Origin of the sequence: Polynucleobacter hallstattensis (genome assembly GCF_018881835.1) — a bacterium.
In the GTDB taxonomy this organism is placed as follows: Bacteria; Pseudomonadota; Gammaproteobacteria; order Burkholderiales; family Burkholderiaceae; genus Polynucleobacter; species Polynucleobacter hallstattensis.
On the sequence record NZ_JACVPO010000001.1, the window covers coordinates 426,991 to 451,935 of the forward strand.

The following is a 24,945-nucleotide window of genomic DNA, read 5'->3' on the forward strand; positions in this document are numbered from 1 at the left end:
TACCTTAGAAGCACTAATTTAAGCGCCTTATCAACAGATTGGCCAGTAGAAACTGTCAGCGGGTGCTAATTCTTACTTCTTAACAGGTCTTTTAGCTGGAGTGGTCGGCACTACATTACTGGAACTTGGTAGTGGATCTATCTGAGGTGTACGGCTATTACCAAACATCCACTCACACTTCATCAAGCCAGCAGTATCTTGCCGGCTATCGAGCGGTGTTGACTGTTTTAATGCAACCTCAAGGGCTGCATCAGTTGGTGGCGGGGTTAAATCATTACTGGTATACCATTTGAGAAACCGTTGATACCAACCTGCTTTGGGCATCTTACCAGGATCGGCATAATAATTAGAGCTGCAAATTTGCAACCTTCTTTCAATTTCACTCGCTGGCAAATAGTAGCCTTCAATTAATAAATCGGCTATCTTCCCATTGCAACGAGCCCAACTGGCCAACTCTATTTTGGCTCCCGTTGTATTCGATTCAGGCTTCTCCAATACAAGTGAGTCAATTTCACATTGCATGCGTTGACCACGTATTTTTAGCTTCTTGCATGTTTCAGGGCCAGTATCAGCATATGGATCATTTTTATTCGTCGCAGTTGAAAAAGGGAATTTCTTGTCACATTCATCGGGGCCATCAGTCGCTTGATTTAATGAGTTTTGTCCTAACAATATTTGCTCTTTTGGAGTAAGCCCTTCCTCAACTGAAATCGTTATTGAGCTGGGCTTATCAGATGAATCTAGGGTCTGACAGCCTACAGAACAGCTAGCAATTATGAATAAAGTACTACCTGCAAATTGAATCAGAGATTTTATGTTGAACTTATTTCGCATTGGGTGTCTCCAAACCTTGACGGATAAGTTGTAAAGGATTTTCAAGAGAGCGCTCTAAAATAAACTGCAGATCTGGCAAGATCAAAAAAATAACCAAAAAGGCCAAAGGTATGCTGACCGCAAACCCTACAGAAAATAAATTCATTTGTGGGCTAGTTCTTCCTAGAAATGCTTGAATTAAATTGAACATCATATAAACCAGTAGTACAGGCATTGATAGTATTAATCCTAAACGAAATGATGCGGAAAATAAATCTATCAATCCTTTAGAAGTCCATGCTTGAGGCCAAATTCCTAATGGTACTGTTTTAAAGCTACTTAAGACCAAATCGATCAACACTAAATGAATATTGAGCGTGAATGCAAGCGCCAAAACCACTAAGCCCAAAAACTGTGATACCAAACCAGATGCTAAAGAAGGATCGAAAAAGTTAGTAGATGCAAAACTAAAGCCAGCTAAAAAAGAGAGTACTTCTGCTGCAATATCGACCACCATAAATGCTATGCGAACCGCAAATCCAATGAAAGCGCCAATAGCCAACTCAATCGCCGAAGCAAAAAAAGTAATACTCCCGGGGTATGGAATTTTTTCAGTTCCCAGTAGCGGCAGAAGATAAATACCAAATGCCAAAGCGACGAATAGACGAAACTGTAACGGAATTGTTCTTAAGGCGAACATGGGTGCAGTCAAAAGAAGTCCAAAAACTCTTAACGAGGCGAACATAAAGATCGCCATATATTGCTCAATTTGAAGGCCGCTGATAGTCAACATCAATTAACTTACCAAGCCTGGTATGCGCGCAAAGAGCTCTCTCATATAGTCTGTAAACAACGATAGAGTGACGGGCCCAGCGATCATAACAACGGCAGCAAATACAATAAGCTTTGGAATGAACGCAACTGTGGACTCATTTACAGAGGTAGCTGCTTGCAAAATACCAATGATTAGTCCCACAACCAATAATGCCATGAGTATAGGCCCCGCCAAAACTGCGACCATCCTCAAGGCCTGATAAACCAAATCGAGAACGACCCCACTCTCCATGGCAATTAATTAATATAACTTTGGACTAATGAGGTCGAGAGTAAGACCCAACCATCTGCCAAGGTAAATACAATCAACTTCAGTGGCAAGGAAAACATCATCGGCGAAACCATCACCATACCTAGAGAGGTTAAGATGCTGGCAACTGCAAAATCAATGACCAAAAATGGCAGGAAGATAATGAAGCCAATTAAAAAACCTGTCTTAATCTCTGAAATCGCAAATGCTGGGATCAAAACCGTGAACGGAACTTCTTCACGTGCTTCAATTTCTTTTCCGTACAATTTGACGAATAAATTCAAATCGTCCTTACGCGTTTGTTTCAACATAAATTCTTTTAAGGGCTTTGATCCAATTTCTACCGCCTGGGGAAAAGCCAACTTACCTACGGAATATGGTTGATAAGCATTTTTATACATTGAATCAAATACTGGATTCATAATAAATAAAGTTAGGAACAACGAAAGCCCTATTAATACAATGTTAGGTGGCATAGTGGTTAAACCTAGTGCCTGACGTAACAAAGAAAACACAATCAAAATCCTTGTAAAACTAGTCATTAAAATTAAAGCTGCAGGCAAAAAACTCAATGCTGTGAGAGCTAAAACCGTTTCAACAGGCACTGAATAAGTTGTACCACCACTGACCTGCTTTGTAGTCACTAGCGGTAAAGTTTGACTCCACGCTATGAATGGGAAAAATCCAAGTACTCCTATTACCCCGGTGATATAAAAGGTAATCTTATTTTTCAACCGATTTTCCTTTTGACCAAAGCACGTAACTGATTGGCAAAGTCGACGCTACTGGGTTGCGGCTTCATGTGGGCCACATCTTCAGGATCTAATTCAATCAATAGATTAATTTGGGTCGGAGTATGCCCAATCACCAAGATACGATTAAGTATATTCACAATAATTACACGCTCTCTAGGGCCTAAAGCTTGTTGAGCCAAGATCATTACATGAGGATTATTTGCACGCACTGCAGAGTCACGTTTGACTAAATAGGCAACTACCCAAATTAGTGCGGCAGCAAGTGCCAGCCAGACGAATGAGAAAAGCAACATGCCTCCAACCGAGGTACCCATTTAAATCAACGATTAATTTTACGCAGACGCTCTGCGGGAGTCACAATATCGGTTAAGCGGATACCATAACGATCATTCACGATAACCACTTCACCTTGTGCTACTAAGCAACCATTCACCACAACTTCTAGTGGCTCTCCAGCCAGAATATCTAACTCGATCACAGAGCCGTAAGTGAGATTTAAGAGATTACGGATTTGCATTTTTGCACGTCCAAGTTCGACTGTGACCTGAACCGGTACATCCATCACTAAATCGATATCATTAAAATCTGCACCGGTTTTTGCGCCATCTTCTAAGTTGTTAAATGTAGCCTTACGAAGGGAACCAGATACATCAGCGCTTGTGAGCGTTTTCGCTAAATCATTATCGTTTTCAGCCATCTTGATCCTCTTTAATCTCTTCTATGCCTGCTTGATACTTGGGTTTATTTGGGGTCCAGCTCATCCGCAAGCTGACCTATTGTATCGCTTGAGGCGTCCCTTTTATTGGACTCAGTAGTCGGCATCGGCGCAAAAGACTGAGGATGCTCTCCCGGCTGCTCGTACAACTCCCCTTTTTCCGCACTTCGCATCATACTCGGACCCAAGCGTGCCTTTTCTAGCGGGCTTTTTAGGAATTCTGCAGGATGTTGAATCGTACTCACTTTGACAGAATAGCGACCTTCTTTTACACCATACTGCCCCTTAATCACAGGCAAACCATCAACATAAACAGTCACTGGATCATTAATTTCAATAGGAATAATGTCTCCCACTGATAGAGATGTAATCTCACGTAATAGCATCTGCTTACGAGCCAATACAGCGACGGCAGTCACTGGAGCTTCGTGGACTTGATCATTTAATAAATTAGTCCAATGCTCATCCGGTTCACTTGCAAAGCCTTGCATATTGTTATAAAGAATGGCTTTAATAGGTTCCATTACCCAAAATGGAATACAAAGGTCGACATCACCAGGTCTGCCGTTAATCTCAATGGTAAATTTGGAATGAAGCACCATCTCCCCTGGGGAGGTAATCTTCGCAAATCCAAAATTAGTCTCTTGGCGCATGAAATCAAACTTGATTTCATATACCGCTTTCCAAGCCTTCTCGTAGTCATTTAGAAGTGCATCGACTAAGCGACGAATGATGCGCAACTCAGTAGGGGTGTATTCGCGTAAGCTCAGTCTGGGCGCTAATCGTCCTTCGCCACCAAACATATTGTCAATCGCGATATAGACAACTCCAGGGTCAACAATCCAGCACCCCACCCCGCGCAAAGGACGGATACCAACAATATTAATATTTGTCCGCTCAGGAAATTCAGATACAAATTGCTCGTAGCTTTTGACGCTCGGCATATGCATTTGCACCTCAATGGGTGCTCGAATCATATTAAATAAGGATAAACGAACCGCCCGGCAAAAACGCTCGTGAATCAGCTCCAATGTCGGCATGCGCCGACGAGCAATAATCTTCGATTTGTCGAACATGGACTGCTGATCTTCAGCTGCAATGTTCATCTCGACATTGATTGCTCCTGTCGCCATATCTTCCTAAGTGGTCTGTCTTGCCCTCATTTTACTGCATTACAAAGGTATTGAATAGTACGGCCTGAACTGGAAGATCCATCTCAGTAACATTCCAAAATTCTGCCGCAGCCCTAGCAGCCTCGCCAGTAATCTTTTGACCTGAAGAAGTTTCTTTTGGTACAGCACCTATTCTCTCTAAATTCTGAATATCAGCTGTTGATGGTTGTTGCTGGAGTATATAAATGGCAGTTAGCTGCGGCGCAATAATTGAATTAATTACCAATGCGACCTCGCGAGCCATCATCGTTTTACCCTCGACAGTTGCCAACTCTTGCATTTGGCGTGAGGATAAAACCGTAATAACTTTATCCCTTATGACAGGCATAAACTTCTTGATTTTATCTTCGGTGGACCCATCATTTGTTCTGAGAACCATCTTAGTCTGCAAATAATGCTCGCCTCCTCTACCAGGCAGGTTTACGATCATTTCGTCTAGCGCAATATAAATTGGGGCAGCATTATCTTTGCGCTCCATCAATTGCTTCTTCAAAATATTTTCAGGGCGTTTATCTTCAGCTTCTTGCTGTCTTTTAAGCTCAGCGTTATGTTGCATATAGAAATAGCCACCAACCGCTCCGGCCAGCACTACTACCAAGCCTATGATCAAAAACAGCATTTTTTTGCTTTTAGGCTTTTCTTCTTCTATCTCTATCTTCTCTACGACTGGTGGGGGTGGTAGCCCGCCATTGACATCTAAGGTAGGCTCTACGCGTTCTTCATCAGCCATGCTAATTCCCTTTATTTTTCATCATATTAAGCAAACAGATGCACTGTTCCGCTAGCACTCGTATTATGACCCGAACCTATAAGATCTATTGTTGCAAGGTTTTTAGGGTTGGGATTCGTAGTCTGCTGGCTAGCATAATAGTCCTGACGGGCATTATTAAAGGATTGACCTGACGCCTGTTGAGACTGGTTACCCTGCCTAAGATCAAGGGAAAGATTGAGGCCCATTTGAGCAAACTCTTGCTTTAAGTTTTGGCCGCCCTGATCGAGGCGAGATTTTGTTGCATCACTGGCACCCTCAACAATTAAGTGTGCATGGCCATTTTGATTAATTTGCAAATCAATCCGGATCGTACCTTGCTCCGGCGGTGTTAATTCAAACATTATGCGACCGCCACCAGACTTTGCAGCGCTCATAATTTCACTATGTAAGGGGCCACTCACAAAAGAAGCCTCTGTTTGCTTGATTTGAAACTTTTGAAGAGCTTCTGAAGTCTGACTATCTAAGCGTGCAAGACCACTATATTGGGCGCTTAGGCTATTAAGATCTTGACTAGCTAACTCATCTATTTTTTCAAGTTCTTTGTCGTGAAAATCAGATGCTAGGGTAATACGGGGCGCGACCTCAAGGCCTTTATTTTCTTTGGACGCTTGACCTGCATACAAAGGAATCAAGGAATTATCAGAATTCTTCATATTTTGCGAACTAATAATCGCAGAATTTTGATCCTTACTAATACTGCGACTATCTAGAGGCGGCGTAGAAAGTTTTTCAGCTACTCCTACGGTCGAAGTAGTGACAACTAAAGCAGGCTTAAGGTCTGAAGAAGATACTTGAGGGGATGTTTGGCTAGTTTGGCCAGCTTGCGCCACTAAGCCCTTTAATTGCTCTAGGGCACTGGCTTGGGCAGTGTTGGTAGGTTGGGCTTGCTGCGCGAGATCCCGGATCGCACTAGCGAGCTCTGGGGTCAGCGTGATTTTAGGAGCTGGGCTAGCTGTTTGGCTAGTTTGGCCAGCTTGCGCCACTAAGCCCTTTAATTGCTCTAGGGCACTGGCTTGGGCAGTGTTGGTAGGTTGGGCTTGCTGCGCGAGATCCCGGATCGCACTAGCGAGCTCTGGGGTCAGCGTGATTTTAGGAGCTGGGCTAGCTGTTTGGCTAGTTTGGCCAGCTTGCGCCACTAAGCCCTTTAATTGCTCTAGGGCACTGGCTTGGGCAGTGTTGGTAGGTTGGGCTTGCTGCGCGAGATCCCGGATCGCACTAGCGAGCTCTGGGGTCAGCGTGATTTTAGGAGCTGGGCTAGCTGTTTGGCTAGTTTGGCCAGCTTGCGCCACTAAGCCCTTTAATTGCTCTAGGGCACTGGCTTGGGCAGTGTTGGTAGGTTGGGCTTGCTGCGCGAGATCCCGGATCGCACTAGCGAGCTCTGGGGTCAGCGTGATTTTAGGAGCTGGGCTAGCTGTTTGGCTAGTTTGGCCAGCTTGCGCCACTAAGCCCTTTAATTGCTCTAGGGCACTGGCTTGGGCAGTGTTGGTAGGTTGGGCTTGCTGCAGCATTTGCATTAACTGAGCTACTTGCGGATTTTGAGCGGCTAAGTTGTTCCCTTGTCCCGATTCCTTCATTGCTCTTGCAAGTGACTGCGTAATTAACTGGTTTTGCTGGGAGTCAATATTTTGACCTTTTAGACTTAAAGCGCTAGGCAAATTCAACCCAGCCATTGTTTTGCTTGAATCTACAGCATTCACTCCCAGGCCACTATTAAGCAATGGGTTACTTACAGTGGGTTGATTTACAACTGGACTAATCAGTCCTTGGGCTGCCAACTGAGCCGCCAGTAACTGCATGGGATCGGTAATTTTTGCAGAATCTTTATCTTGCTTTGTAAATCCTGGCAAATTTTGCATACCTAAGGTACCCAAACCAGTTTTAGGACTGCTTAATTTGCCTGAATCTGTTCTCGCATCTAAGCGTGCCAGCATCTTTTGGTTCAAGGAAGACAAGAAAGTATCAAAACCAACAGGCATGGCAGAGCCGCCGGCAAGACTACCCGGTTGAGCAATAGCCTCACTGAAGGGGCTAACTGCTGCTTGCATCTGTATTTGACTGACTGTTGGCATGCTTTCTCCAAATGGAACACTACCAACTATGCATCTTTCGTGCCAGTTTTATAACTCAGCCTTGCTGAGAAGTTATCTTCGAACTGGCTTAACTCTGCTTTAGCCAGCTTTATCTTGGCCTCTCGGTGCATTTTGTCGACCAACTTTGATAGCCCTCGAGTACGCATTCTGGCCATAGTAGCTGTTTTTAGGGTCTCCTCAGAAGCTCTAGTCAAGCCCTGAATCTGTCCATCCATCTCAATTGCGCTATGCAGTAACTTTTCTCTAAAGGCATTAGCGTCCTGAATAAATGCAACCGACGCTCCGCCCTTACCGCTGGCAAGCATTTGAGCTTCATAATCTTTAGCGTATTGAAGTACTTGATCTTTAAAGGCTTTTTGCTGGTTTACCTGACTGGCAACACGTTTTGCTCGCGCCATAGCTTGATCTTCCCGTATTTTGGCTAAGCGATGGAGGAGCTCTATGGCATTCATCAGATTTACGGGTTGGGCGGGCTAATTTCAGCTAACAAGCTCTCAGTTTGATCTATTGGCACAGTTACATCGGCGTCTTGCTGTAAAAAAGCCTGAATTTTGGGCCAAGCTTGCAAAGCAGCGTCTAATTCTGGATCGCTACCTGCAATATAAGCGCCCATTGAAACTAGATCTCTACCCCGCATGTATCGGCTGTATAGCTGCTTCATTCTTCTAGCAGAAAGTAGGTGCTCTTTAGAGACTACTTTTGGCATTACACGAGAAATTGATTTCTCCACATCAATAGCTGGGTAGTGTCCGCTATCGGCTAACTCTCTAGAAAGGAAGAAGTGCCCATCTAAAATACCGCGAGCTGTATCAGCAACAGGATCATTAGTGTCATCACCCTCGAGCAACACAGTATAAAAAGCAGTGATCGAGCCATCGGGGTTGGCGCCATTGCCGACTCGCTCAACTAACTCAGGCATGCGGGCGAATACACTAGGCGGATAGCCACGTGCAACCGGTGCCTCTCCCAAGCTAAGGCCAATTTCTCGCAAAGCCATGGCATAACGGGTGAGTGAATCCACAATCAAAACTACATGTTTGCCTTGATCTCGAAACCAGATCGCCACATCGGTTGCGTATGACGCTCCTTTTGAGCGCGCTAAAGGGGAAGCATCTGCAGGTGCAGCAACAACCACAGCACGCTTAAAGGATTCTGGTCCTAGAGTATCTTCACAAAACTCCCGCACTTCACGGCCACGCTCGCCAACTAGACCAATCACAATGACATCAGCAACACAATTGCGCGCGAGCATTCCTAATAAAACACTTTTACCGACACCGGAACCCGCAAATATTCCAACGCGTTGACCACGGCCTACTGTTAACAAACCATTGACTGCCTGAATACCAACATCCAATGGTTCGTGGATAGGCGTTCTGTCCAAGGGATTTAACATTCTTTGAATGATGGGTGAAAATTGTTTTTCACCGTAACCCTTCCCATCGATTGGTCGGCCCAAACCATCGACTACTCTGCCAAGCAAACTCTCGCCAATCGTCAAGGGTTCACCTACGCTACTAGAGATATAACCTGCACCAGAATTAAAGGGCGTATTTGCTGGATACACTAATGCACCTGGCGAAATATTTTCCATAGCATCAATCGGCATCAAATAAGTGATGGCACCATTAAAGCCAATACACTCGGCATCATAAGTCTTGCCGCCCAACTCGGATAGGATGGTTGCGCCAGACCCAATGCTCATTGGCAAGCCTTCAACCTCTAAAACAATTCCAGAGACGCGCTTTAACTTCCCTTCTCGAATCGAGTAAGGCGTTTGCATGAGATGTTGGCGCCGCAACTCTATCTGATCTACCAACTCATGAGCTTGCAAAACACTCATTTTAGATTCGCCTGATCATCAGGATTCATTTCAGAATCGCTCTGTATATCTTTTTCAGGATACTTCTCTTCTGCAGTGTGCGACTCACTATCAAACTGATTATCTAAGAGTGCGGCAGAAGATTTTGGAGTAATTCCTTTCTCGTCTTGCATTGCTACACCATCTAAACCCAAGGCGGCCTTGACTAATGCGATACGCGCTTCAACCCCCACATCAATACGAGCACCACTCACCTCTACGTAAGCATGCCCAGGGCGAACATCTGCATCTACTAAGATAGTGCAATTAAATGGCAAACCTGGATCTTCAACAATTCTTCTCCAAGTTTCCACCTCTTCAGCGCGTAAGCGTAGATAAAGATTCTCACCAGGTCGAGGTAAACGCATCAGCGCTTCTTGCACCGCCATGACAAAAGGAGCGCGCTCCATAGAACTGTTTGCGCTTAAACGTGAGGCGATTTCAAAGCTAAATTGTGTTAGCGGTTCTGCAATAGCCTCAGGCATACCACTTACTGCCTCTAAAAGATGACCCAAGGCATTTTGCAAACGCAGTATCTCTTCTTCTGCGTCTTGGTACCCTACTTTATATCCCTCTTCATGACCAGTTGCCTTACCCTCGTTATAACCCGCTTCACGACCTTCTACAAAGCCTTGATTGGAGCCAAGCTCATAAGCCTCTTTGTAAGCTGCCTCGCGTATGGCTTCAACTTCTTCAACCGTAGGGTAGTAAATCGGAGCCACCTTAGGTGGCTTAGGAGGTGCAGGAGGATCAAAAGAAGGTGGCTCCCATCGCGTTAGCAAGGAGTCCTCATCAGAGGAAGGCATCAGCGGACTTACCTCTCTCCATATTGACTCGACCCTCTTCACTCAAGGCACGTGCTATCGCAATCACATCTTTCTGACTTAACTCGACTTCGATCACCTTCACAGGCGGCCTTGTTTCGAGATCCTCACGCACTGTATCAGCAGAGCGTTTTGCCATATTCTTAAAGATTTTTTCACGCAATTTTGGACTTGCACCTTTTAACGCAATGATGAGTGTCTCTTGCGGAACCTCTGTCAATAAAGTCTGTAATGAACGATCTTCCAGCTCCAAAAAGTCTTCGAAGACAAACATTTTTTCTTGAATAGCATCTGCCAAGTCACTGTTGTAGTTTCGAATATTTTCTAAAGCGACTTTATCCAATCCACCCGAAAGCATATTCAAAATCTCGGCAGTAGGTACTACGCCGCCAACAGTACTGCGACGGAAATCCGAATCTGGGCCAGAAGAGCGAGACATTACCTCGTTCAACTCTTTGAGAGCGGCTGGCTGTACTTTCTCCAAAAGAGCAATACGCAAGATGAGTTCGTTACGCAGTTCATCTTGGAATAGCTTCAGCAGGCCGGCTGCTTGCGTAGGATCCAGGAACACCATCACGGTTGCAATAATTTGCGGATGTTCATTTTTGATAAGCTCATACAGAACATCTGACTCCATGCGCTTCAGAGTTTCGATACCAGACATGTCCAGCGTAGACTCAAGGCGCCCTAATAGATCTGAAGCTCCTTCTGCGCCCATGGCTTTGGTAAGCATGTTCTGCATAAAATCATCAGTGTCAAATGCAACTTGGGTGTTGTTGGAGCTGACGTCCTTAAATTGCCGCAGCACTTCTAATACTAAATCTCTACTTAAAGAACGCACGACGGCCATCTTTCCTGAGAGGCGTTGCACCTCAAATGGAGTCATACCGCGCATCACATTAGCTGCAGATTCAGCACCAACAGCCAAAAGTATTACTGCAGCACGAGAAGCACCGTCCAAATCATCGAAAGAAATCGTACCGCCAACAGGCGCAGCTTTGACTCCCTCTTTCAGAGCCTCTGCTATCGATAGCGATTTTTCTACGGGAGCTTCATCAGCCAAAACAGATTCTCCTCATGTTATACGGCCGGCGCAGCTTCAGCATTGCCAGCATTTTGCTTAGCCGCATCTTCAGACAACCACTCTTTGAAAATTGCAGAAACTGCCCTAGGATTATTTTCCACAAAATCCTTAGCGTATTGAAGCAGCTCTTCGTACTCTTGCTTCTTCTCTTCGTCGATCCGTTTACGCTCTTCTTCAGTCCGTTTGCGATCCTCTTCAGCTCTAGCTCGCTCTTCTTCTTCAGCAAGGCGTTGGCGCTCGCGCAAGAGCTCCACTTCCATACGGCGCTTTTCACGCGCCCGAGGATCCATCTGCGCCATTTCAGCTTTAATCTTCTCGTCAAACTCTTCCTCAATACGCTGCTCTTCCATAACTTCGTCCTTTTTCGGAGGGAAGAGTAAGGGGCGCACAACTCCAAAAAACATCAAGCCGAGCGAGCCCAAAATAATGGCGAACTTAAAGAATTCTTTGCTTAGCTCAATGATTCCAGGCTGCTTATAAAACGGGGGTTCATCACTCAACTCCACCTTAAATGGAATGTTAGCTACGCTGACGCTATCGCCACGACGCTCTGAAAACCCGACGGCATCCCTCACTAAATTATTGATTTGCTCAAGTTCTTTAGCGTTATATGGAATCGGTTTTCGGGGCTTCCCATCCTTATCTTCGCCAGCAGGCTGTTTATAGTTCACCACTACACCAGCTGAAACCCTCCTGACTTGACCTTTCTCAGACTTAATCCTCTGAATAGCGCGGTCAAGCTCGTAATTGATCGTTGCATCTTTTTTAATATTGCTGGCGCTAGAACCTGAACTAGTGGGGGGTGCATTGAGGTTTTGCGGTCCCGCTGCACCACCAGCAGCTTGAGTATTAATCGGCGCTTGCCCAGCGCCAGGCGCTTGATTGGTTAAAGCGCCAGGAACACCAGAAGTAGTCGAGCTGGGAGTGGCAGCTTCATTGGTTTGTTGACTGCGAATCGAAGATTGATTGGGTGGCGAATTACGACCAAAAGTTTCTTCAGTTCTCTCTAGCTCGCCAAAATCCATGTCCACCGTGACTTGCGCTCGGACATTTTCCTTACCAGTGACAGGTTCTAAGATCGATTGCACCCGCTTAGACAGGGCACCCTCAAGTTCAGCAACATACTTTAGTTGCGTGCTATCCAAGCCTGCCAGACGCTGTGCATTAGGTGCAAGCAAACTGCCTTCTGAATCAACAATTGTTACATTTGCGGGGCCAAGATTTGGGACGGAAGAACCCACTAAATTGGTAATGGCTGCAACTTGCTGAGGATCTAAAAAGCGTCCAGGGTGCATCGTCACAATGACAGAGGCAGTAGGCTTTTCCTGTTCGCGCATAAAAGCCGTCTGCTTAGGAATCGCTAACATGACCCTTGCGGACTTGACTTGCGCTAAAGAGCTGATGCTACGGGCTAATTCACCTTCTAAACCACGCTGGTAATTGACTTGCTCTACAAACTGGCTCGTTCCCATTTTTTGATTTTCGAGCAGCTCAAAACCCACATTACCAGCCTTGGGTAAGCCTTGACCCGCCAAACGCAATCGGGTTTCATAAACCGCGGATTCAGGCACCAATATGGCTGCCCCGCCTTCGGTGAACTTGTAAGGCACGTTCATTTGTTGTAAGGCTGCCACGATTGCAGCCCCATCTCGCTCATTAATGCTGGAAAACAAGATGCGATAGTCGTCTTTACTTTTTCCAGAGATAAAAACAAATACCAGTACGGCTATTACCAAAAATACTGCTGCTGACAAAATCAGGCGTTGCTGAGCATTGAGCGCTTTGATGCGATTTTGTAGGCCTACTAAACTTTGGGGGAGTGACCCACCACCCCCGCTAAAAGAGCTGGCTGGAGCTATCGGGGCAGCGGCAACCTGCGAGCCAATATTGACTACTGCCGCATCTCGCTCACTTTCCTGTATTCCGGGTTGCGTTTCTTCACTCAATTTTGATAGATTCCGTCATGTCAGGGCTGATTCTGAAAAGATCATAACACTATATATGGGACATTTTTGCCTATTTTGCCTAAATGTTGATATCCTTGAGTCCTATTTTATAGAAAACGGCAAATATTGCCTAATCATCAAATCCCTTAAAAAATCATTCATTGAACCCAGATACCAGCAAATTATCTCCCGAGCAGCACACCCTAGATGCCACCAAACATCTGGAAGAGGCTTTTGCGATTTTCTACGCGGAATCCCAGAAACTCGAGGCTCAACAGACCGCCCTGCAGGACAAGATCAACCAACTCAGCAGCGAACTACAAAAGTCAAATCAACGCTTGGCGATTCTGCTCAATGCCATTCCAGCAGGGGTGATTTTGCTGGAAAACGAAGTGGTTTTATTACACAACCCAGCTGTGCTCATTTTTCTTCCTGATTTAAAACCAGGGGTAACTTTTGAAATTCCAGCAGATTGGCTGGGCTCCATCACCCCAGGGGAATACGTCATTGCAGAAAAGGGTATTCATCAACGCATACAAAAAACGGTGCAAGTTATTCGAATCAACGAAGGCTCGCGCAGTTTTATTCAAATTCAAGATATCACTGCCAATATTTTGCGACATGAAGAAACGCAACGAGAAAATCGTTTAGCGGCCATGGGGCGCATGGCAGCTGGTATAGCCCATCAATTTCGTACGCCCCTAGCAACGGCACTGCTTTATGCATCCCATCTGTGTGATGGAGAGATTAACACTGACACTGCTAAAGAATTCGCTGATCGCTTGCGCAAACAACTATTGGATCTTGAGAAATTATCCCAAGATATGTTGCGTTTTATTTCAAACAAACCCAATAAGACAGTATTGGTAAACGCTACCCAAATCATTGAAGAGGCTCAGGCAAGTATTCAGTTTCTCTTTAAGGCTAAGCAAGTCAGTTTGTCGGTCACCATGAGCAATATCAATCAGGGAAATCTACTAGTTGAGCCCAAAGCAATCTCCAATGCCATTGTTGCAATTTTGGAAAATGCGCTTGCTGTTTCCAAAACAAATCAAATTGTTAGTTTGATGGCTGCCAACGATCAGCAAATGCTCACGATTACGATTTCTGATCAAGGCCCAGGTATCCCAAAGGAAATTCTCAATTCCTTATTTGAACCCTTTGCAACCACTAGCGCCAATGGTACTGGGCTTGGCCTATCTATTGCAAAAAATACTATTGAAACGCACCGAGGCAGTATTAGTGCGGAAAGCTCTAAACACGGCGCTGTCTTTAAGATCAGGCTTCCTTATGCCCAACCCTCCTTGATTCCTTAACCTAGAAAATATCTATGCGTGCTAGCGACCCACAACCATTTCCCGTGATTTTGATTGAAGATGATGAGGATCTCAGAGAGGCCATTGCGGTCACTTTACGTATGAATAAGATCGATTTTGTGACACATCAGCGAGCTGAAACAGTCATTCCTTTACTACGTGCAGATCTTAAAACTGTTTTAGTAACCGATTACAAATTACCAGGAATGACTGGTTTAGATTTACTGAAGATCGCACAAAAAGAATGTCCTGATCTTGCGGTAGTCATCATGACTGCCTTTGCAGATGCCAAATTAGCAGTAGAGGCTCTTCGGGCTGGTGCAAGGGATTTTTTAATTAAACCGTTTGTGCCGCAGCAGCTCATTGAAATCATTGCCCGCAATCAACCTGAATCCATCAAAACATCTGAAGTAGTCACTCCTACTCAAGGCTCACAACTAGTAGGCTCCGAGATTCGCAGCCCCGCGCATCAATTAATTGCTGCCGATCCCGAAACGATTGCCACATTTGCTCGCTGCGAGAGAGTAGCGGGAACGGACACGAGCGTCTTGGTCACCGGCCAATCTGGAGTAGGCAAGGAATTGGTGGCTCGTCACATACACCTGCATTCCAAAAGAGTGAATGGCCCCTACATAGCGATTAACTGCGCTGCGATTCCAGATACCCTACTGGAATCAATTCTTTTCGGACATGAAAAGGGCTCCTTTACTGGCGCTACCAAAGCCCAAACCGGCAAATTTGAGCAAGCCCATAAAGGCACACTTTTTCTAGATGAGATTGGTGAAATGCCTGCCTCTTTGCAAGCGAAGTTATTACGAGTGTTGCAAGACAAAATGGTGGAACGAATTGGCTCTACTGAACTCATCCAAGCCGATGTCAGAGTCATAGCAGCAACCAATCGCAACCTTCAAGAGCAGGTTAAGAGCGGTCAATTTCGGGAGGATCTCTACTTTCGATTGGCCGTATTCCCAATCCACGTTGCCGAGCTTTGTAAGCGGCCACTCGATATCTTGCCCCTTGCCGATTTCTTTTTATCCCGTTACCGCATGAATATTGGCCGAGATCAGCTCATATTGAGTGAAGGGGCAAAAAAACTGCTGAAAACGTATTCTTGGCCTGGTAACGTTCGGGAACTAGAGAATATTATCCAAAGAGCCGTATTACTAGCTGATGGAGACCAAATTTTGGCGGAGGACTTAGAGCTAGAGGATATACGCATGAATCCGCCAGGAATAGCAAAAAATGCTATTCCCGACTTACCTCTTGCTGAGAAAAGTATTGTTTATACCCCAGAAAGTGGCATAAATATTGCATCAGTTATTGATGAAATTGGGCAAGACATTGATTCAGTAGAGCGAGAACATATTCTGAAAGTCTTGGCTAAAGTCGATGGCAACAGAACCAAGGCAGTAGAAATTTTAGGGATTTCGGCTCGTGCATTGCGTTACAAGCTGAAATCTTATAAAGAGGCTGGCTTTATTAATGATTGATTTTGTTAGATAATATGACCATGAGTACTCCAAACGTAGATGCCATGATTACCCGGATGCAAGCGCTTGCTGCTGCAGCCAGTGGTAAACCTGTTTCTACGGATTCTCAAGCTACCAACGGAGTTGATTTCTCGGCGATATTGAAAAACGCGATTGAGAATGTCAGTACCGCTTCAAACAGCGCTCAAGCTAAAGCTCAATCCTTTTCTTCTGGGGCATCAGATACTTCATTAGAGGATGTGATTGTTTCTCTACAAAAAGCCAATCTTTCACTACAGGGGATGATTGCAGTGAGAAATAAACTGGTTGAAGCCTACAAAGAAGTGACCAATCTTCAGGTTTAAGATTTAGCATTTACTTAAACTATTTTTTTGCTTTAAAGCCCACTGGCAATAAAAAAGTAAATTGATATCTCAGCGCTTATTCCTGAGTAGGTCTTTCGGGCGTTTTACCATCTAATTCATAAGCCCAAGCGAGTACTTCTGCCACAGCGGCATAAAGCTTAGGGGGAACAAGTTCATTAAGCTTGAGCTGCATTAAAAACTCAACTAACTCAGGTTCTACTTTAGTCGGGATACCCAATTCTTTTGCTTTTGCCAAAATAGCTTCAGCAATAAAACCCTCCCCCTGCCCCGTAATCCGAGGCGCGGCACTATTCATTTCATACTTCAGCGCCACTGCCTTGAGGATTTTTTTCTCTTCCTTCTCTTGCATTACACAGGCGCCTCTATTTGACCCAAACTAACCCGCGTCTTGGGATCAATTTGCGTGTGTAATTGCTCTTCTAATGTAGCAAACGCTCTCGACATGCTTGCTTGTGCTGTGGGATCTACCTGAACGATTAACTGCAGACTTTCGCCAAATTGTGTGCCAATAATCTTTAATGGGCCTAAGTTAGGTAAGCCCACTTCTAGGGTTATACGACTACCCTTTTCCAATTGATTTGGCTGATGAGGATCTGATTGCCAGGCATCTTCGCGATATAGACGACCCTGAACATTGGGCATTAATTGGCCTTGCCATAATAAGTCGCCACGTAATAATAAACGCATCGAATCGCGAATGATTGACGAATCATTTGATAGTTGCGCCATGAGTTCACTGGCTTTGTGCTGATCACCTGCCGTCAGAAAAGAATCCATTTTTTCATCGGCACTGCCCGCAGGAAATAGCACACGCTTTAACTGATCGGCCGCAAAAATACCAGAAGCTTGCAAACTTAGGTACAGAGCCCCCATGGCCACTTTTGGATCTTGATTACTTGGCTTGCTGGGATCTATTGCCGGCCAATTCACCACTACGCTTTTAGCCTGATTTAAGTTGGCTTGATTTTGTCTACTCGGGGATATCTCTGGGGTATCAGCAATCAAGATTTCAGAAAGCAATTGCCCTAAGGCGGCGCTTCCTAGACTGTCCATTTTGCTTAAATTCTCAGATACTAGATTGTTTAAATTAGCCTGTGTAAGCTTTGCTGACAGATTAGATTTGCCCAAAGCAAGGTTCGAAATTTCTAATAAAACTGCCTGCTGAACACTAGGCTCGCCAGACTCCAGCATTGTTTTTAATTCTTTTACATTACCATTTTGCAAAGCAGTCCGAACTGCATTTCCTGCTGCAGAATCAACTACTGGCATAGGCATATTGAGCGCTAGACGCGGATCTATTGCATTGAGGCTTTCTACAGTAGATGGGGCAGCAAGTGGAGTAACTAAGTCATTTTTACGAACATCCACCATGGGGTTGATGACTAGGCTTGAGGGTATTGGTATCGGCATATTACTTCTCCAGCCTAAAAATTTCCCTAAATCTTGCTGAGGTGTTTTTTACTGCAAACACCGCTGATTGACTACTAAACTCTGTCAGAGATCTCTACCCATGCCTCATAGAGTGGAGTTAATGTGTTTATCACATCCTGAACCTTATCAGCCGAACGCTCAGCGCGAGCAGAAATCAATTCTTGTATTGACCAAAGGTAAATTACGCTCAGATTTTCAGCAATTTCTTTACCTTTTTTATAATCTAAACAGCCAAGCAAGCCTTTAATAATCAAGTCACTTGCCTTAGCAAAACTATCGGAGGGCATCTCATTATTTTCCAGAGCTACCTTTGCGGTATTTAAGTGGTCAAATATCCTCTCATGAATCAACACAATAAGCTCTCGAGCATCAGCGGCCATAACCGATGTTAAGTTGTTGCTATCTTCGTATTTAAGAGCTGCTTTATTCATCATTTCACTTTTCTTGATCGTCTAACCAATCATTAATTATTCTGACCGCTGACCAAACCATCTAATGCGCTAGTTAAAGCGCTACTGGTATTGCTTAAGTTAAATAATAGCGCATTTAAACTGGAATACTGGCTTATATAGCTTTTCTCCTTAGAATCGAGGCGCATTTGTAACGCTACCTCTTTTTGACTCAATTGAGAAAGAGTATCTTTTTCATTGCTAATAAAGGCACTTAAGTCACCACCGGACTGTATCTGTGAAGTCAAAAAAGTATCGAGATTATCAGTGTCGGAAAAACTCGTTGATCCGATATTAATTCCAGAGGCTAAGATGGTTGCAATATTGTCGGTGCTTGCATAATTAGTCGAGTTAAATTGGAGCGTGCCGTCTGAATTGATATCGATACCTAGCTCATATAAATCTAAAGCAGTAGAAACGCCGCCACTTTCATAAGTAATGCCTGTTGAGAGCATAGACTTAATTTGATTGATAAAAAATAGAACCCCCGGTGTTCCTGATAGTGAGCCAGCAGTCGTAGAGCCATCCCCTTTTTGTGTGAGCCTTTTGGACGTTGCAGCAAGATCATTGAAGGCGGTAATGAATGCCTGGATTACTTCCTGTCCGTCATCGGGTCCGGTTGCTAAAGTGATAGTGGCTGAACCCGTGCTAACTAAATTAAATGTTGTGCCAGATAGCAAATCGCTAATATTGTTGGCTGTTCTCGTAAAATCTAGGCCATCTAAGGTAAACTCCGCGTCCTGAGCTTGGTTACCATAAGCCGTTAAATCAGAGCCCTCTAGTGCTGTAGCTGATGAGATTGGATCACTTCCACCGCTGACACTAAAAGTGATTTCATTGTCTGAACCAGATTGGGTACCCTGAATAATTAAGGCATATTGATCAGATGTCGTCTGGGTAACACTGGCAGCAACATCTAAACCAAGCCCATTGATCCAAGTACTTAAATCTTCAATAGTGGTTTCACTATCTACAGCTAAGCTATTAGTTTCGCCGGCTACTGTTAGATCAAAGGTATAAGAGTCATCGGTAGTAATGGCGTCGCCGTCATCATAGTCATCGAAGCCAGCAACTAAGCCATTAGTAGTTGAAAATGCTGCATTTGCAAAAATATATTGGGCAGGTTTGGCTAACTGGGTAACCTGTAAATTATGGCTACCGATCAAGGCTCCCGTTGAACTAGATACTGTAACTGCCGATTCATTTGAGCTGCTTGCAACTGCGGCAGAGTAAGAGTCTGGATTTTCAACAGCCTGAAGTGCCGTTTGAAAAGCGGCTACCTTGCTTTTTAGTAATCCCAGGTTACTAATTAATAAATTTTGACTAGTAATTTTTGACTGCAAGGTTACTAAAGGCTTTTTTTCTACCGCCATTAGGCCTGCAACCATGCCGGTCACATCAATCGCTGCTGTACCAGAGCTGATGCTAGATGTAGCCATTTTTTAATCTCGCTTTGAGTGTCAGCCGATAGCCTGAGGTTTTAACTCTCTGTTATAAGCAAATTTCGTGCCATTTTTAATGGGAGTAGCTGATAATCACGCTTTTTGGTTTACTAGGGCAGAAATTTGGGTCAAGCTATGCGATAGTCTAAGCATCTCATCCGAGGGCAATTGCCTTACCACCTCACCAGTTGCAGGGTTAGTTACTCTTACAACGTGGTAGCCCGACTCTGAATCTATAGAGAAATTCAAATTTCGGCCCATGGAGCTGACAAACTGTTGCATTTGCTCCGCCGCTTTCGCTACTGTTTCACGGGTTGGTTGCATTACCTGGTTGACATTGGAAGGTTTAAATTCTGCGCTAGCTGCTGCTGCAACAACTACTGCATCTGTGTTTGTTTTCCCAACCGCACCAGAAGTGGTTCCGTTAGGTTGATTTAACCGAGACGAAGAACTAGCTACAGATGAAGCCACGCTTCGTGCTGTTATCTCGCTCATCTCTTACTCCTAAAAAGTTAAGTGGGACCAGCTTTTACCCTGGTACCCACAATCTTAACGAATTACTTCAACAATGACAAAATCACGTTTGGCATCTGATTTGCTTGGGCTAGCATTGCAGTGGCCGCCTGTTGCATGATTTGGCCCTTGGTTAATGTTGCAGTTTCTGCAGCAAAATCCGTATCTACAATCGCAGAACGCGCTTGTGTTAAGTTAGCGCTTTGTGCCGCCAAGTTTTGAGCAGAATAAGTGGCACGTGATATTAATGCACCCATTCTGGCGCGCTCCGAAGAGATCTGCAGCAAATCGGCATCCACAGCAGTAAAGGTCGTAGATGTGGTGTTAATAAGTGCATTTGCCGATACAAAATCAATCGTAGTAGATGTCTCTACACCAGACTGAACGTTATAAGTTGACCCAGCAGCAACTCCAACCAAATCAATACCGTTGTAGACAGCTTCAACCCTAGTTAAGCTAATTTGTTGAATGATGGCTGATGCTTCAGTATTAATTTGTTGCTGCTGTCCTGAACTTAAGGCCTCGTTTCCGTATTGTGTTCCCAAAGATTTGAGACGCAACAACATATCTTGGACTGTCCCTAACGCAGTTTCTGTGACCTGCGCCATACCGATAATGTCGCTTAAATTGCGGTTAGCCTGTTCTATACCGTAAATTTGAGATTGCATACCCATGCTAATTGCAAGGCCAGCAGAGTCGTCTTTTGCACTATTAATACGTAATCCTGATGAAAGGCGCTGAACTGAGGTCGATAGCTTGCTTTGCGCTGCGCTCAAATTATTTTGAGCGTAAATCGATGCCATATTGGTGTTGATTACCGTTGCCATGTTTTTCTCCGTTATTTCAAGTTAATTTCAAGTTAGAGAGGACCAACATCAAATAGCTCCTCATACCTATTCTTTTACGGTGATGCTTTGGAAAGTGTTTAGATATTCTTTACTCCACCTTTTTGCTCTAGTGCTGAAAAATATAAGTCATTGTTTTTATTAAACTAATTTTTTAAATACACGTTTGCATCCACTCACATATTGCACCGTGAATTGCCTTGCTTTTGTCTAAAGTAGTGCCTTAGGCGGGGATCAGTAATGCTATGAATTAATCAATCTAGCCCTACGATGCGATTTAATCCTGGGTTTTGCTTAAGTCAGAACCCCTTTCTTGTATTAACCTTGGAATTGACCCTAAAATTGGTTGAGAAGCATGTTTAGGACCATTTAAGAAAGTGTTTCCCATGAGTATGGAATTTGATAATCCCCGCTTACAAGCTGGCATTTCTAACCTAGAACGCGGTCGCTTTGAAGCTGCTTTTGAGGTCTTCTTTGATATAGCTGTTAATGAGGCAGATGAGGAGGCTGCTTTTGCTCTGACCAGAATGTGCTTTGATGGGCAATTAAACCCTGAGCAGGTCAATAAGCTATTTGAATGGCTCAATTCATATAGCAGAGAGAGTAATGGCTATGCCAACTTCAACGTGGGTCTGATGTATGAATTAGGTATGGGTGAAATCGCCCGTAATGTGAAAACAGCAGTGCAATACTATGAAAAAGCCATCAAAGATGAGGTTTTGGATGCCTATTGCAATCTAGGCAATATTTACGTATTTGGAACAGGCTTAGACCAAGGGGTTCCCAAAGACATCCCTCGGGGCGTCGAATTGCTCACCGTAGGAGCTAATGCAGGTAGCAGAGTGGCCGCCTATAACCTGGGCACTTTGTATGAAAAAGGTACTGCTATCCCCCAAGACTATGACAAAGCCTTCTATTTCTTGACTCTGGCCACACTACAAAAGCATGAACATGCGCACCGCTGTCTGATTATTTTTGAAAAAGCGATCAAGGGCGATTTCACAAAAGTCTATGATGCTGCAGAGCAGCAATTCTGGAAAATTCAAAATATGCGCAAACTCTATCGCTCGCTGTAGTAATTACTTTCATTAGCTGTAGCAAGGAGAGCGACCCTATAAAGATGCAACCTTTATAGCCCTCAGGAGAAGTTCGTTGGGAGCAAAATCATGAGCATATCCTGTCTATGATGTTACTCGGCATTTAAAATAACTGAAAGATCCCAAAATTCAAGCCTATACTGACCTGAGCTATCTTGAGGTAGTCGTGAAGGAAAGCACTGTTTTCCTTGACTGGTCCTAAGAAAGGTTCTTCATGTCCAGCGCTATCAATGACTCAATTCCACAACCGCCTCTGTTGGTCCCTAAATCATTAATAGCCTCTAAAACCCCTGTCAGTGACCCTGATAGCAATGCCAATATCCCGGTTTCAGTCACAAAGATTAAAACAACAGCTGAAATCACGGCCACATCAACTCTGCAGGTTGGCTCAAGCACGATTCATCTCAAGGCCTAGGCGAAGGTCGCACGTTCGAATCGGGTAGTACATCAAAGCCAAAAGCAAATAAAACAAGGCTTGCGGGACCTCACTACACAAGAAAAGCAATTCATGTCTTTTCTTTCCGCATTAACGACTGAGGGACAAACTTGATCTACCCAAGATCATGGTCAGGAGGTTATGAGGAAATTTTTGCCTTTTTTCACACTTTTGGGACTTTTTTACCCCTATTTTTAGAGCAGATGGGGTATATTTAGTGGCAAATATTTCCTTTTCTACCATATGTAGTGGTTTTGTTACTTTCAAGGCAATTTTTGAAGGCTTTCTTCACATCCTCTTGTTTACCCGCACTCATTAAGATATGAAGATCTTAGGTTTTGACATCACTAGGCTACAGCCATCCGCGCAAGGTGCCATACCTGTCTTGGTATTACTTGTCTTAATTATGATGCTGGTGCCTTTGCCAGCAATTCTCTTAGACGTACTTTTTACTTTTAACATTGCCCTGTCGATCATCGTCCTCTTTACGGCGATCAATATTAAGAGCTTTAAAGACTTTGTTGCCTTTCCAACGGTACTCCTTCTAACCACCTTACTGCGCCTGTCCCTCAATGTAGCCTCTACCAGAATTGTGCTGATGGAGGGCTACAAAGGCACTGATGCTGCCGGAAAAGTGATCGAAGCTTTTGGCGTATTCTTAATTGGGGGTAATTTTGCCGTTGGTATTGTGATCTTTATCGTGATCACCATTATTAACTTTGTAGTTATCACCAAGGGCTCTGGACGAGTAGCCGAAGTTTCTGCCCGTTTTGCCTTAGATTCCATGCCCGGCAAACAAATGGCAATTGATGCGGATTTGAATGCCGGCCTGATTCAACAAGAAGAGGCTAAATCACGGCGCGCTGATGTGGCCCAAGAAGCAGACTTTTTTGGCTCCATGGATGGTGCTTCTAAGTTTGTACGAGGCGATGCCATGGCGGGCATCATGATTTTGGTTATTAACCTCATTGGCGGCCTATTGATTGGGGTTTTACAACACAATATGGACTTTGGCAAAGCCTTAGCCACTTTTGCCGCCCTAACCATTGGTGATGGCTTGGTTGCGCAAATCCCTGCACTCATTATTTCTACTGCAGCTGGTATTTTGGTGACTCGCGTTGCTACCGAAGATGATTTTTCAGGTCAAGTCTCCAAGCAATTTGAAGCCAACAGTAGCGCTCTAGGAGTGGTGGCCGGAGTATTGGGAATCCTAGGAGTTCTGCCTGGTATGCCGCACTTTATTTTTCTGGGCTTTGCTGCGCTCTTTGGGGGTTTGGCCTACTTGGCGCATCAAAAGATCAATCGCCAAGCCAAAGCGGCTGAACTGGCTGCTTCACAGCCAGCCGCTGTTAATCAAGAATTGGAATGGAAAGATGTGCCAATTGTCGAGCCGCTATCTTTAGAGCTAGCCTATCGACTCATTCCGCTGGTAGATAAAGGCGATGAAAGTGATTTAATTAAGCGGATTCGGGCGATTAGGCGCAAGTTTGTGTCACAGGTCGGCTTTTTAATTCCCTCAGTGCATATTCGCGATAACCTGCAACTCAATGCTGAAACCTATCGTATTTTGCTTTATGGTGCTGAGGTAGGTCGCGGTCAATGCTTACCTGATCGCCTGCTAGCAATTCAGCAAAGTGGTAATGAAACCTTACCAGGAATTGAGGTAAAAGATCCCACCTTTGGCATGCCTGCTGTTTGGATTGATCGTAAGTTACGCGACGAGGCAATTGCCAAAGGATATACCGTAGTGGAGCCAGCTGTCGTGATCACCACCCATTTAGATCATTTAATTCATCAACATGCCGCTGAACTCTTAGGGCGTCAAGAGACCCAAGATCTCATTGATCATTTTAAGATGAGCTACCCCAAGCTAGTGGAGGATGTCATCCCTAAAGTCGTGAGTCTTGCCCAGTTGCAGCGTCTTTTGCAGCTCTTACTTGACGAGAGTATTCCGATTAAAGATATGCGCACGATTTTAGAGGTTGCTAGCGAGCATGCCGCCAAACTGAATGATCCGCTAGAAGTTCTATCTCATATTCGCTATGCATTAAGACGCACAATTGTGCAAGACTCGTTGGGTGAAGGTAGCTCTTTCCAAGTGCTAGGCATCCAACCTGAATTTGAACGCTTAATTGAGCAATCCATTGGTCAAGGGGCTATTGCACCAGATGGTCTCATAGAACCCTCTCTAGCCAGGATGTTTGGTGAAGAAGTGATTAGCGGGGTTCAAGAATTAGAGAGTCAAAATCTTCCACCGGTCATTGTCAGTGGCACTCGGACCCGCATGACGCTATCTCGGATTGCAAGACGGGTCTGCCCACAAGCCATTGTTTTAGCCTTAAGTGAATTACCGCCCACATCTAATCTCGAGTTTTACAAAGTACTTTGCGCCCAAACGGGCAAAAACCCCTAAAATAATTATTGAAACCCTATTTGGAGCAACGT

Annotated in this window: 26 protein-coding genes; 6 read left to right on the forward strand and 20 right to left on the reverse strand. The window is 44.5% G+C overall.

Translation table 11 applies throughout. The annotated features are described in order from the left end of the window. Nucleotides 1–72: 72 nt before the first annotated feature. The 14 genes from ICN26_RS02190 to fliF are packed head-to-tail and all read right to left on the reverse strand — an operon-like array spanning nucleotide 73 to nucleotide 13,116. The gene (locus ICN26_RS02190) at nucleotides 73–834 is read right to left on the reverse strand and encodes a hypothetical protein (protein WP_216266510.1); all 762 of its coding nucleotides are present in this window, start codon (nucleotides 832–834) and stop codon (nucleotides 73–75) included. After that, nucleotides 824–1,606, reverse strand: a complete 783-nt coding sequence (locus ICN26_RS02195; protein WP_216266512.1) for a flagellar biosynthetic protein FliR — start codon at nucleotides 1,604–1,606, stop codon at nucleotides 824–826. Before ICN26_RS02195 ends, ICN26_RS02190 begins: the two co-directional genes overlap by 11 nt. A gap of 3 nt (nucleotides 1,607–1,609) precedes the next feature. Then, nucleotides 1,610–1,879 (reverse strand): flagellar biosynthetic protein FliQ, encoded by a 270-nt coding sequence (locus tag ICN26_RS02200; RefSeq protein WP_215355967.1) that lies wholly within the window; start codon nucleotides 1,877–1,879, stop codon nucleotides 1,610–1,612. 5 nt (nucleotides 1,880–1,884) lie between these two features. After that, on the reverse strand, nucleotides 1,885–2,631 hold the full coding sequence (fliP, locus tag ICN26_RS02205) for a flagellar type III secretion system pore protein FliP (RefSeq protein ID WP_216860358.1): 747 nt from the start codon (nucleotides 2,629–2,631) through the stop codon (nucleotides 1,885–1,887). Then, the gene (gene fliO / locus ICN26_RS02210) at nucleotides 2,628–2,966 is read right to left on the reverse strand and encodes a flagellar biosynthetic protein FliO (protein WP_216266514.1); all 339 of its coding nucleotides are present in this window, start codon (nucleotides 2,964–2,966) and stop codon (nucleotides 2,628–2,630) included. Before fliO ends, fliP begins: the two co-directional genes overlap by 4 nt. 5 nt (nucleotides 2,967–2,971) lie before the next feature. After that, nucleotides 2,972–3,349 (reverse strand): flagellar motor switch protein FliN, encoded by a 378-nt coding sequence (gene fliN, locus ICN26_RS02215; RefSeq protein ID WP_215355964.1) that lies wholly within the window; start codon nucleotides 3,347–3,349, stop codon nucleotides 2,972–2,974. A gap of 44 nt (nucleotides 3,350–3,393) precedes the next feature. Next, entirely contained in the window at nucleotides 3,394–4,500 is a 1,107-nt protein-coding gene (gene fliM / locus ICN26_RS02220) for a flagellar motor switch protein FliM (protein WP_216266517.1), read from the reverse strand. Nucleotides 4,501–4,531: 31 nt separating this feature from the next. Further along, nucleotides 4,532–5,269 (reverse strand): flagellar basal body-associated FliL family protein, encoded by a 738-nt coding sequence (locus ICN26_RS02225; RefSeq protein WP_216266518.1) that lies wholly within the window; start codon nucleotides 5,267–5,269, stop codon nucleotides 4,532–4,534. 26 nt (nucleotides 5,270–5,295) lie between these two features. Then, nucleotides 5,296–7,380, reverse strand: coding sequence for a flagellar hook-length control protein FliK (locus ICN26_RS02230; protein ID WP_216266521.1), 2,085 nt, complete (start codon nucleotides 7,378–7,380; stop codon nucleotides 5,296–5,298). A 26-nt stretch (nucleotides 7,381–7,406) separates the two neighbouring features. Beyond that, nucleotides 7,407–7,853, reverse strand: a complete 447-nt coding sequence (locus ICN26_RS02235) for a flagellar export protein FliJ (protein WP_215355956.1) — start codon at nucleotides 7,851–7,853, stop codon at nucleotides 7,407–7,409. Between the two features lie 5 nt (nucleotides 7,854–7,858). Beyond that, complete coding sequence (locus ICN26_RS02240) at nucleotides 7,859–9,244, reverse strand: FliI/YscN family ATPase (protein ID WP_216266524.1); 1,386 nt, start codon at nucleotides 9,242–9,244, stop codon at nucleotides 7,859–7,861. Continuing rightward, nucleotides 9,241–10,068, reverse strand: a complete 828-nt coding sequence (locus ICN26_RS02245) for a FliH/SctL family protein (RefSeq protein ID WP_216266525.1) — start codon at nucleotides 10,066–10,068, stop codon at nucleotides 9,241–9,243. Before ICN26_RS02245 ends, ICN26_RS02240 begins: the two co-directional genes overlap by 4 nt. Beyond that, a complete protein-coding gene (gene fliG / locus ICN26_RS02250; RefSeq protein WP_052728712.1) occupies nucleotides 10,055–11,149 on the reverse strand; it encodes a flagellar motor switch protein FliG in 1,095 nt (364 codons plus the stop codon). The genes ICN26_RS02245 and fliG overlap by 14 nt, the downstream gene beginning before the upstream one ends. Before the next feature lie 17 nt (nucleotides 11,150–11,166). Then, nucleotides 11,167–13,116 (reverse strand): flagellar basal-body MS-ring/collar protein FliF, encoded by a 1,950-nt coding sequence (gene fliF / locus ICN26_RS02255; RefSeq protein ID WP_216266527.1) that lies wholly within the window; start codon nucleotides 13,114–13,116, stop codon nucleotides 11,167–11,169. A gap of 161 nt (nucleotides 13,117–13,277) precedes the next feature. Between fliF and ICN26_RS02260 the strand changes: the two genes are divergently transcribed. From ICN26_RS02260 to fliE, 3 genes are read left to right on the forward strand one after another with little or no spacing between them, the layout of a single operon-like run. After that, complete coding sequence (locus ICN26_RS02260; protein ID WP_216266529.1) at nucleotides 13,278–14,432, forward strand: sensor histidine kinase; 1,155 nt, start codon at nucleotides 13,278–13,280, stop codon at nucleotides 14,430–14,432. A gap of 14 nt (nucleotides 14,433–14,446) precedes the next feature. Further along, nucleotides 14,447–15,922: a sigma-54-dependent transcriptional regulator gene (locus tag ICN26_RS02265; protein WP_216266531.1), complete on the forward strand. Its 1,476-nt coding sequence runs from the start codon at nucleotides 14,447–14,449 to the stop codon at nucleotides 15,920–15,922. Nucleotides 15,923–15,942: 20 nt separating this feature from the next. After that, a complete protein-coding gene (gene fliE, locus ICN26_RS02270) occupies nucleotides 15,943–16,266 on the forward strand; it encodes a flagellar hook-basal body complex protein FliE (protein ID WP_216266534.1) in 324 nt (107 codons plus the stop codon). 76 nt (nucleotides 16,267–16,342) lie between these two features. Here the strand turns inward: fliE and ICN26_RS02275 are convergent, their stop codons facing one another. The 6 genes from ICN26_RS02275 to ICN26_RS02300 form a co-directional block, all read right to left on the reverse strand. Continuing rightward, nucleotides 16,343–16,636 carry an EscU/YscU/HrcU family type III secretion system export apparatus switch protein gene (locus ICN26_RS02275; protein ID WP_216266536.1) on the reverse strand — a complete coding sequence of 98 codons (294 nt, stop codon included), beginning with the start codon at nucleotides 16,634–16,636 and terminating at the stop codon, nucleotides 16,343–16,345. Continuing rightward, nucleotides 16,636–17,697: a hypothetical protein gene (locus tag ICN26_RS02280; protein ID WP_216266538.1), complete on the reverse strand. Its 1,062-nt coding sequence runs from the start codon at nucleotides 17,695–17,697 to the stop codon at nucleotides 16,636–16,638. The genes ICN26_RS02275 and ICN26_RS02280 overlap by 1 nt, the downstream gene beginning before the upstream one ends. Nucleotides 17,698–17,771: 74 nt before the next feature. Then, nucleotides 17,772–18,149: a flagellar export chaperone FliS gene (fliS, locus tag ICN26_RS02285; RefSeq protein ID WP_216266540.1), complete on the reverse strand. Its 378-nt coding sequence runs from the start codon at nucleotides 18,147–18,149 to the stop codon at nucleotides 17,772–17,774. A 32-nt stretch (nucleotides 18,150–18,181) separates the two neighbouring features. Then, the gene (gene fliD, locus ICN26_RS02290) at nucleotides 18,182–19,606 is read right to left on the reverse strand and encodes a flagellar filament capping protein FliD (protein WP_216266542.1); all 1,425 of its coding nucleotides are present in this window, start codon (nucleotides 19,604–19,606) and stop codon (nucleotides 18,182–18,184) included. Nucleotides 19,607–19,702: 96 nt separating this feature from the next. Continuing rightward, complete coding sequence (locus tag ICN26_RS02295; protein ID WP_216266544.1) at nucleotides 19,703–20,104, reverse strand: flagellar protein FlaG; 402 nt, start codon at nucleotides 20,102–20,104, stop codon at nucleotides 19,703–19,705. 62 nt (nucleotides 20,105–20,166) lie between these two features. Then, entirely contained in the window at nucleotides 20,167–20,949 is a 783-nt protein-coding gene (locus ICN26_RS02300; protein WP_216266545.1) for a flagellin, read from the reverse strand. Between the two features lie 404 nt (nucleotides 20,950–21,353). Between ICN26_RS02300 and ICN26_RS02305 the strand changes: the two genes are divergently transcribed. From ICN26_RS02305 to flhA, 3 genes are all read left to right on the forward strand, one after another. After that, nucleotides 21,354–22,043, forward strand: a complete 690-nt coding sequence (locus tag ICN26_RS02305) for a tetratricopeptide repeat protein (protein ID WP_215355933.1) — start codon at nucleotides 21,354–21,356, stop codon at nucleotides 22,041–22,043. Nucleotides 22,044–22,278: 235 nt separating this feature from the next. Continuing rightward, complete coding sequence (locus ICN26_RS02310) at nucleotides 22,279–22,479, forward strand: hypothetical protein (RefSeq protein WP_216266547.1); 201 nt, start codon at nucleotides 22,279–22,281, stop codon at nucleotides 22,477–22,479. 343 nt (nucleotides 22,480–22,822) lie between these two features. Beyond that, on the forward strand, nucleotides 22,823–24,913 hold the full coding sequence (gene flhA / locus ICN26_RS02315) for a flagellar biosynthesis protein FlhA (protein ID WP_216266548.1): 2,091 nt from the start codon (nucleotides 22,823–22,825) through the stop codon (nucleotides 24,911–24,913). Nucleotides 24,914–24,945 lie beyond the last annotated feature (32 nt).

Bases quoted from the DNA above. Each gene is read 5' to 3' on its own strand.
- ICN26_RS02195 (WP_216266512.1), bottom strand. From the start codon at position 1,606: ATGTTGACTATCAGCGGCCTTCAAATTGAGCAATATATGGCGATCTTT.
- fliE (WP_216266534.1), top strand. From the start codon at position 15,943: ATGAGTACTCCAAACGTAGATGCCATGATTACCCGGATGCAAGCGCTT.
- ICN26_RS02190 (WP_216266510.1), bottom strand. From the start codon at position 834: ATGCGAAATAAGTTCAACATAAAATCTCTGATTCAATTTGCAGGTAGT.
- fliS (WP_216266540.1), bottom strand. From the start codon at position 18,149: ATGAATAAAGCAGCTCTTAAATACGAAGATAGCAACAACTTAACATCG.
- ICN26_RS02230 (WP_216266521.1), bottom strand. From the start codon at position 7,380: ATGCCAACAGTCAGTCAAATACAGATGCAAGCAGCAGTTAGCCCCTTC.
- flhA (WP_216266548.1), top strand. From the start codon at position 22,823: ATGAAGATCTTAGGTTTTGACATCACTAGGCTACAGCCATCCGCGCAA.
- fliM (WP_216266517.1), bottom strand. From the start codon at position 4,500: ATGGCGACAGGAGCAATCAATGTCGAGATGAACATTGCAGCTGAAGAT.
- ICN26_RS02200 (WP_215355967.1), bottom strand. From the start codon at position 1,879: ATGGAGAGTGGGGTCGTTCTCGATTTGGTTTATCAGGCCTTGAGGATG.
- fliN (WP_215355964.1), bottom strand. From the start codon at position 3,349: ATGGCTGAAAACGATAATGATTTAGCGAAAACGCTCACAAGCGCTGAT.
- ICN26_RS02275 (WP_216266536.1), bottom strand. From the start codon at position 16,636: ATGCAAGAGAAGGAAGAGAAAAAAATCCTCAAGGCAGTGGCGCTGAAG.
- fliO (WP_216266514.1), bottom strand. From the start codon at position 2,966: ATGGGTACCTCGGTTGGAGGCATGTTGCTTTTCTCATTCGTCTGGCTG.
- ICN26_RS02240 (WP_216266524.1), bottom strand. From the start codon at position 9,244: ATGAGTGTTTTGCAAGCTCATGAGTTGGTAGATCAGATAGAGTTGCGG.
- ICN26_RS02310 (WP_216266547.1), top strand. From the start codon at position 22,279: ATGTCCAGCGCTATCAATGACTCAATTCCACAACCGCCTCTGTTGGTC.
- ICN26_RS02280 (WP_216266538.1), bottom strand. From the start codon at position 17,697: ATGCCGATACCAATACCCTCAAGCCTAGTCATCAACCCCATGGTGGAT.
- ICN26_RS02225 (WP_216266518.1), bottom strand. From the start codon at position 5,269: ATGGCTGATGAAGAACGCGTAGAGCCTACCTTAGATGTCAATGGCGGG.
- ICN26_RS02235 (WP_215355956.1), bottom strand. From the start codon at position 7,853: ATGAATGCCATAGAGCTCCTCCATCGCTTAGCCAAAATACGGGAAGAT.
- ICN26_RS02305 (WP_215355933.1), top strand. From the start codon at position 21,354: ATGAGTATGGAATTTGATAATCCCCGCTTACAAGCTGGCATTTCTAAC.
- fliD (WP_216266542.1), bottom strand. From the start codon at position 19,606: ATGGCTACATCTAGCATCAGCTCTGGTACAGCAGCGATTGATGTGACC.
- ICN26_RS02300 (WP_216266545.1), bottom strand. From the start codon at position 20,949: ATGGCAACGGTAATCAACACCAATATGGCATCGATTTACGCTCAAAAT.
- ICN26_RS02245 (WP_216266525.1), bottom strand. From the start codon at position 10,068: ATGCCTTCCTCTGATGAGGACTCCTTGCTAACGCGATGGGAGCCACCT.
- ICN26_RS02265 (WP_216266531.1), top strand. From the start codon at position 14,447: ATGCGTGCTAGCGACCCACAACCATTTCCCGTGATTTTGATTGAAGAT.
- ICN26_RS02295 (WP_216266544.1), bottom strand. From the start codon at position 20,104: ATGAGCGAGATAACAGCACGAAGCGTGGCTTCATCTGTAGCTAGTTCT.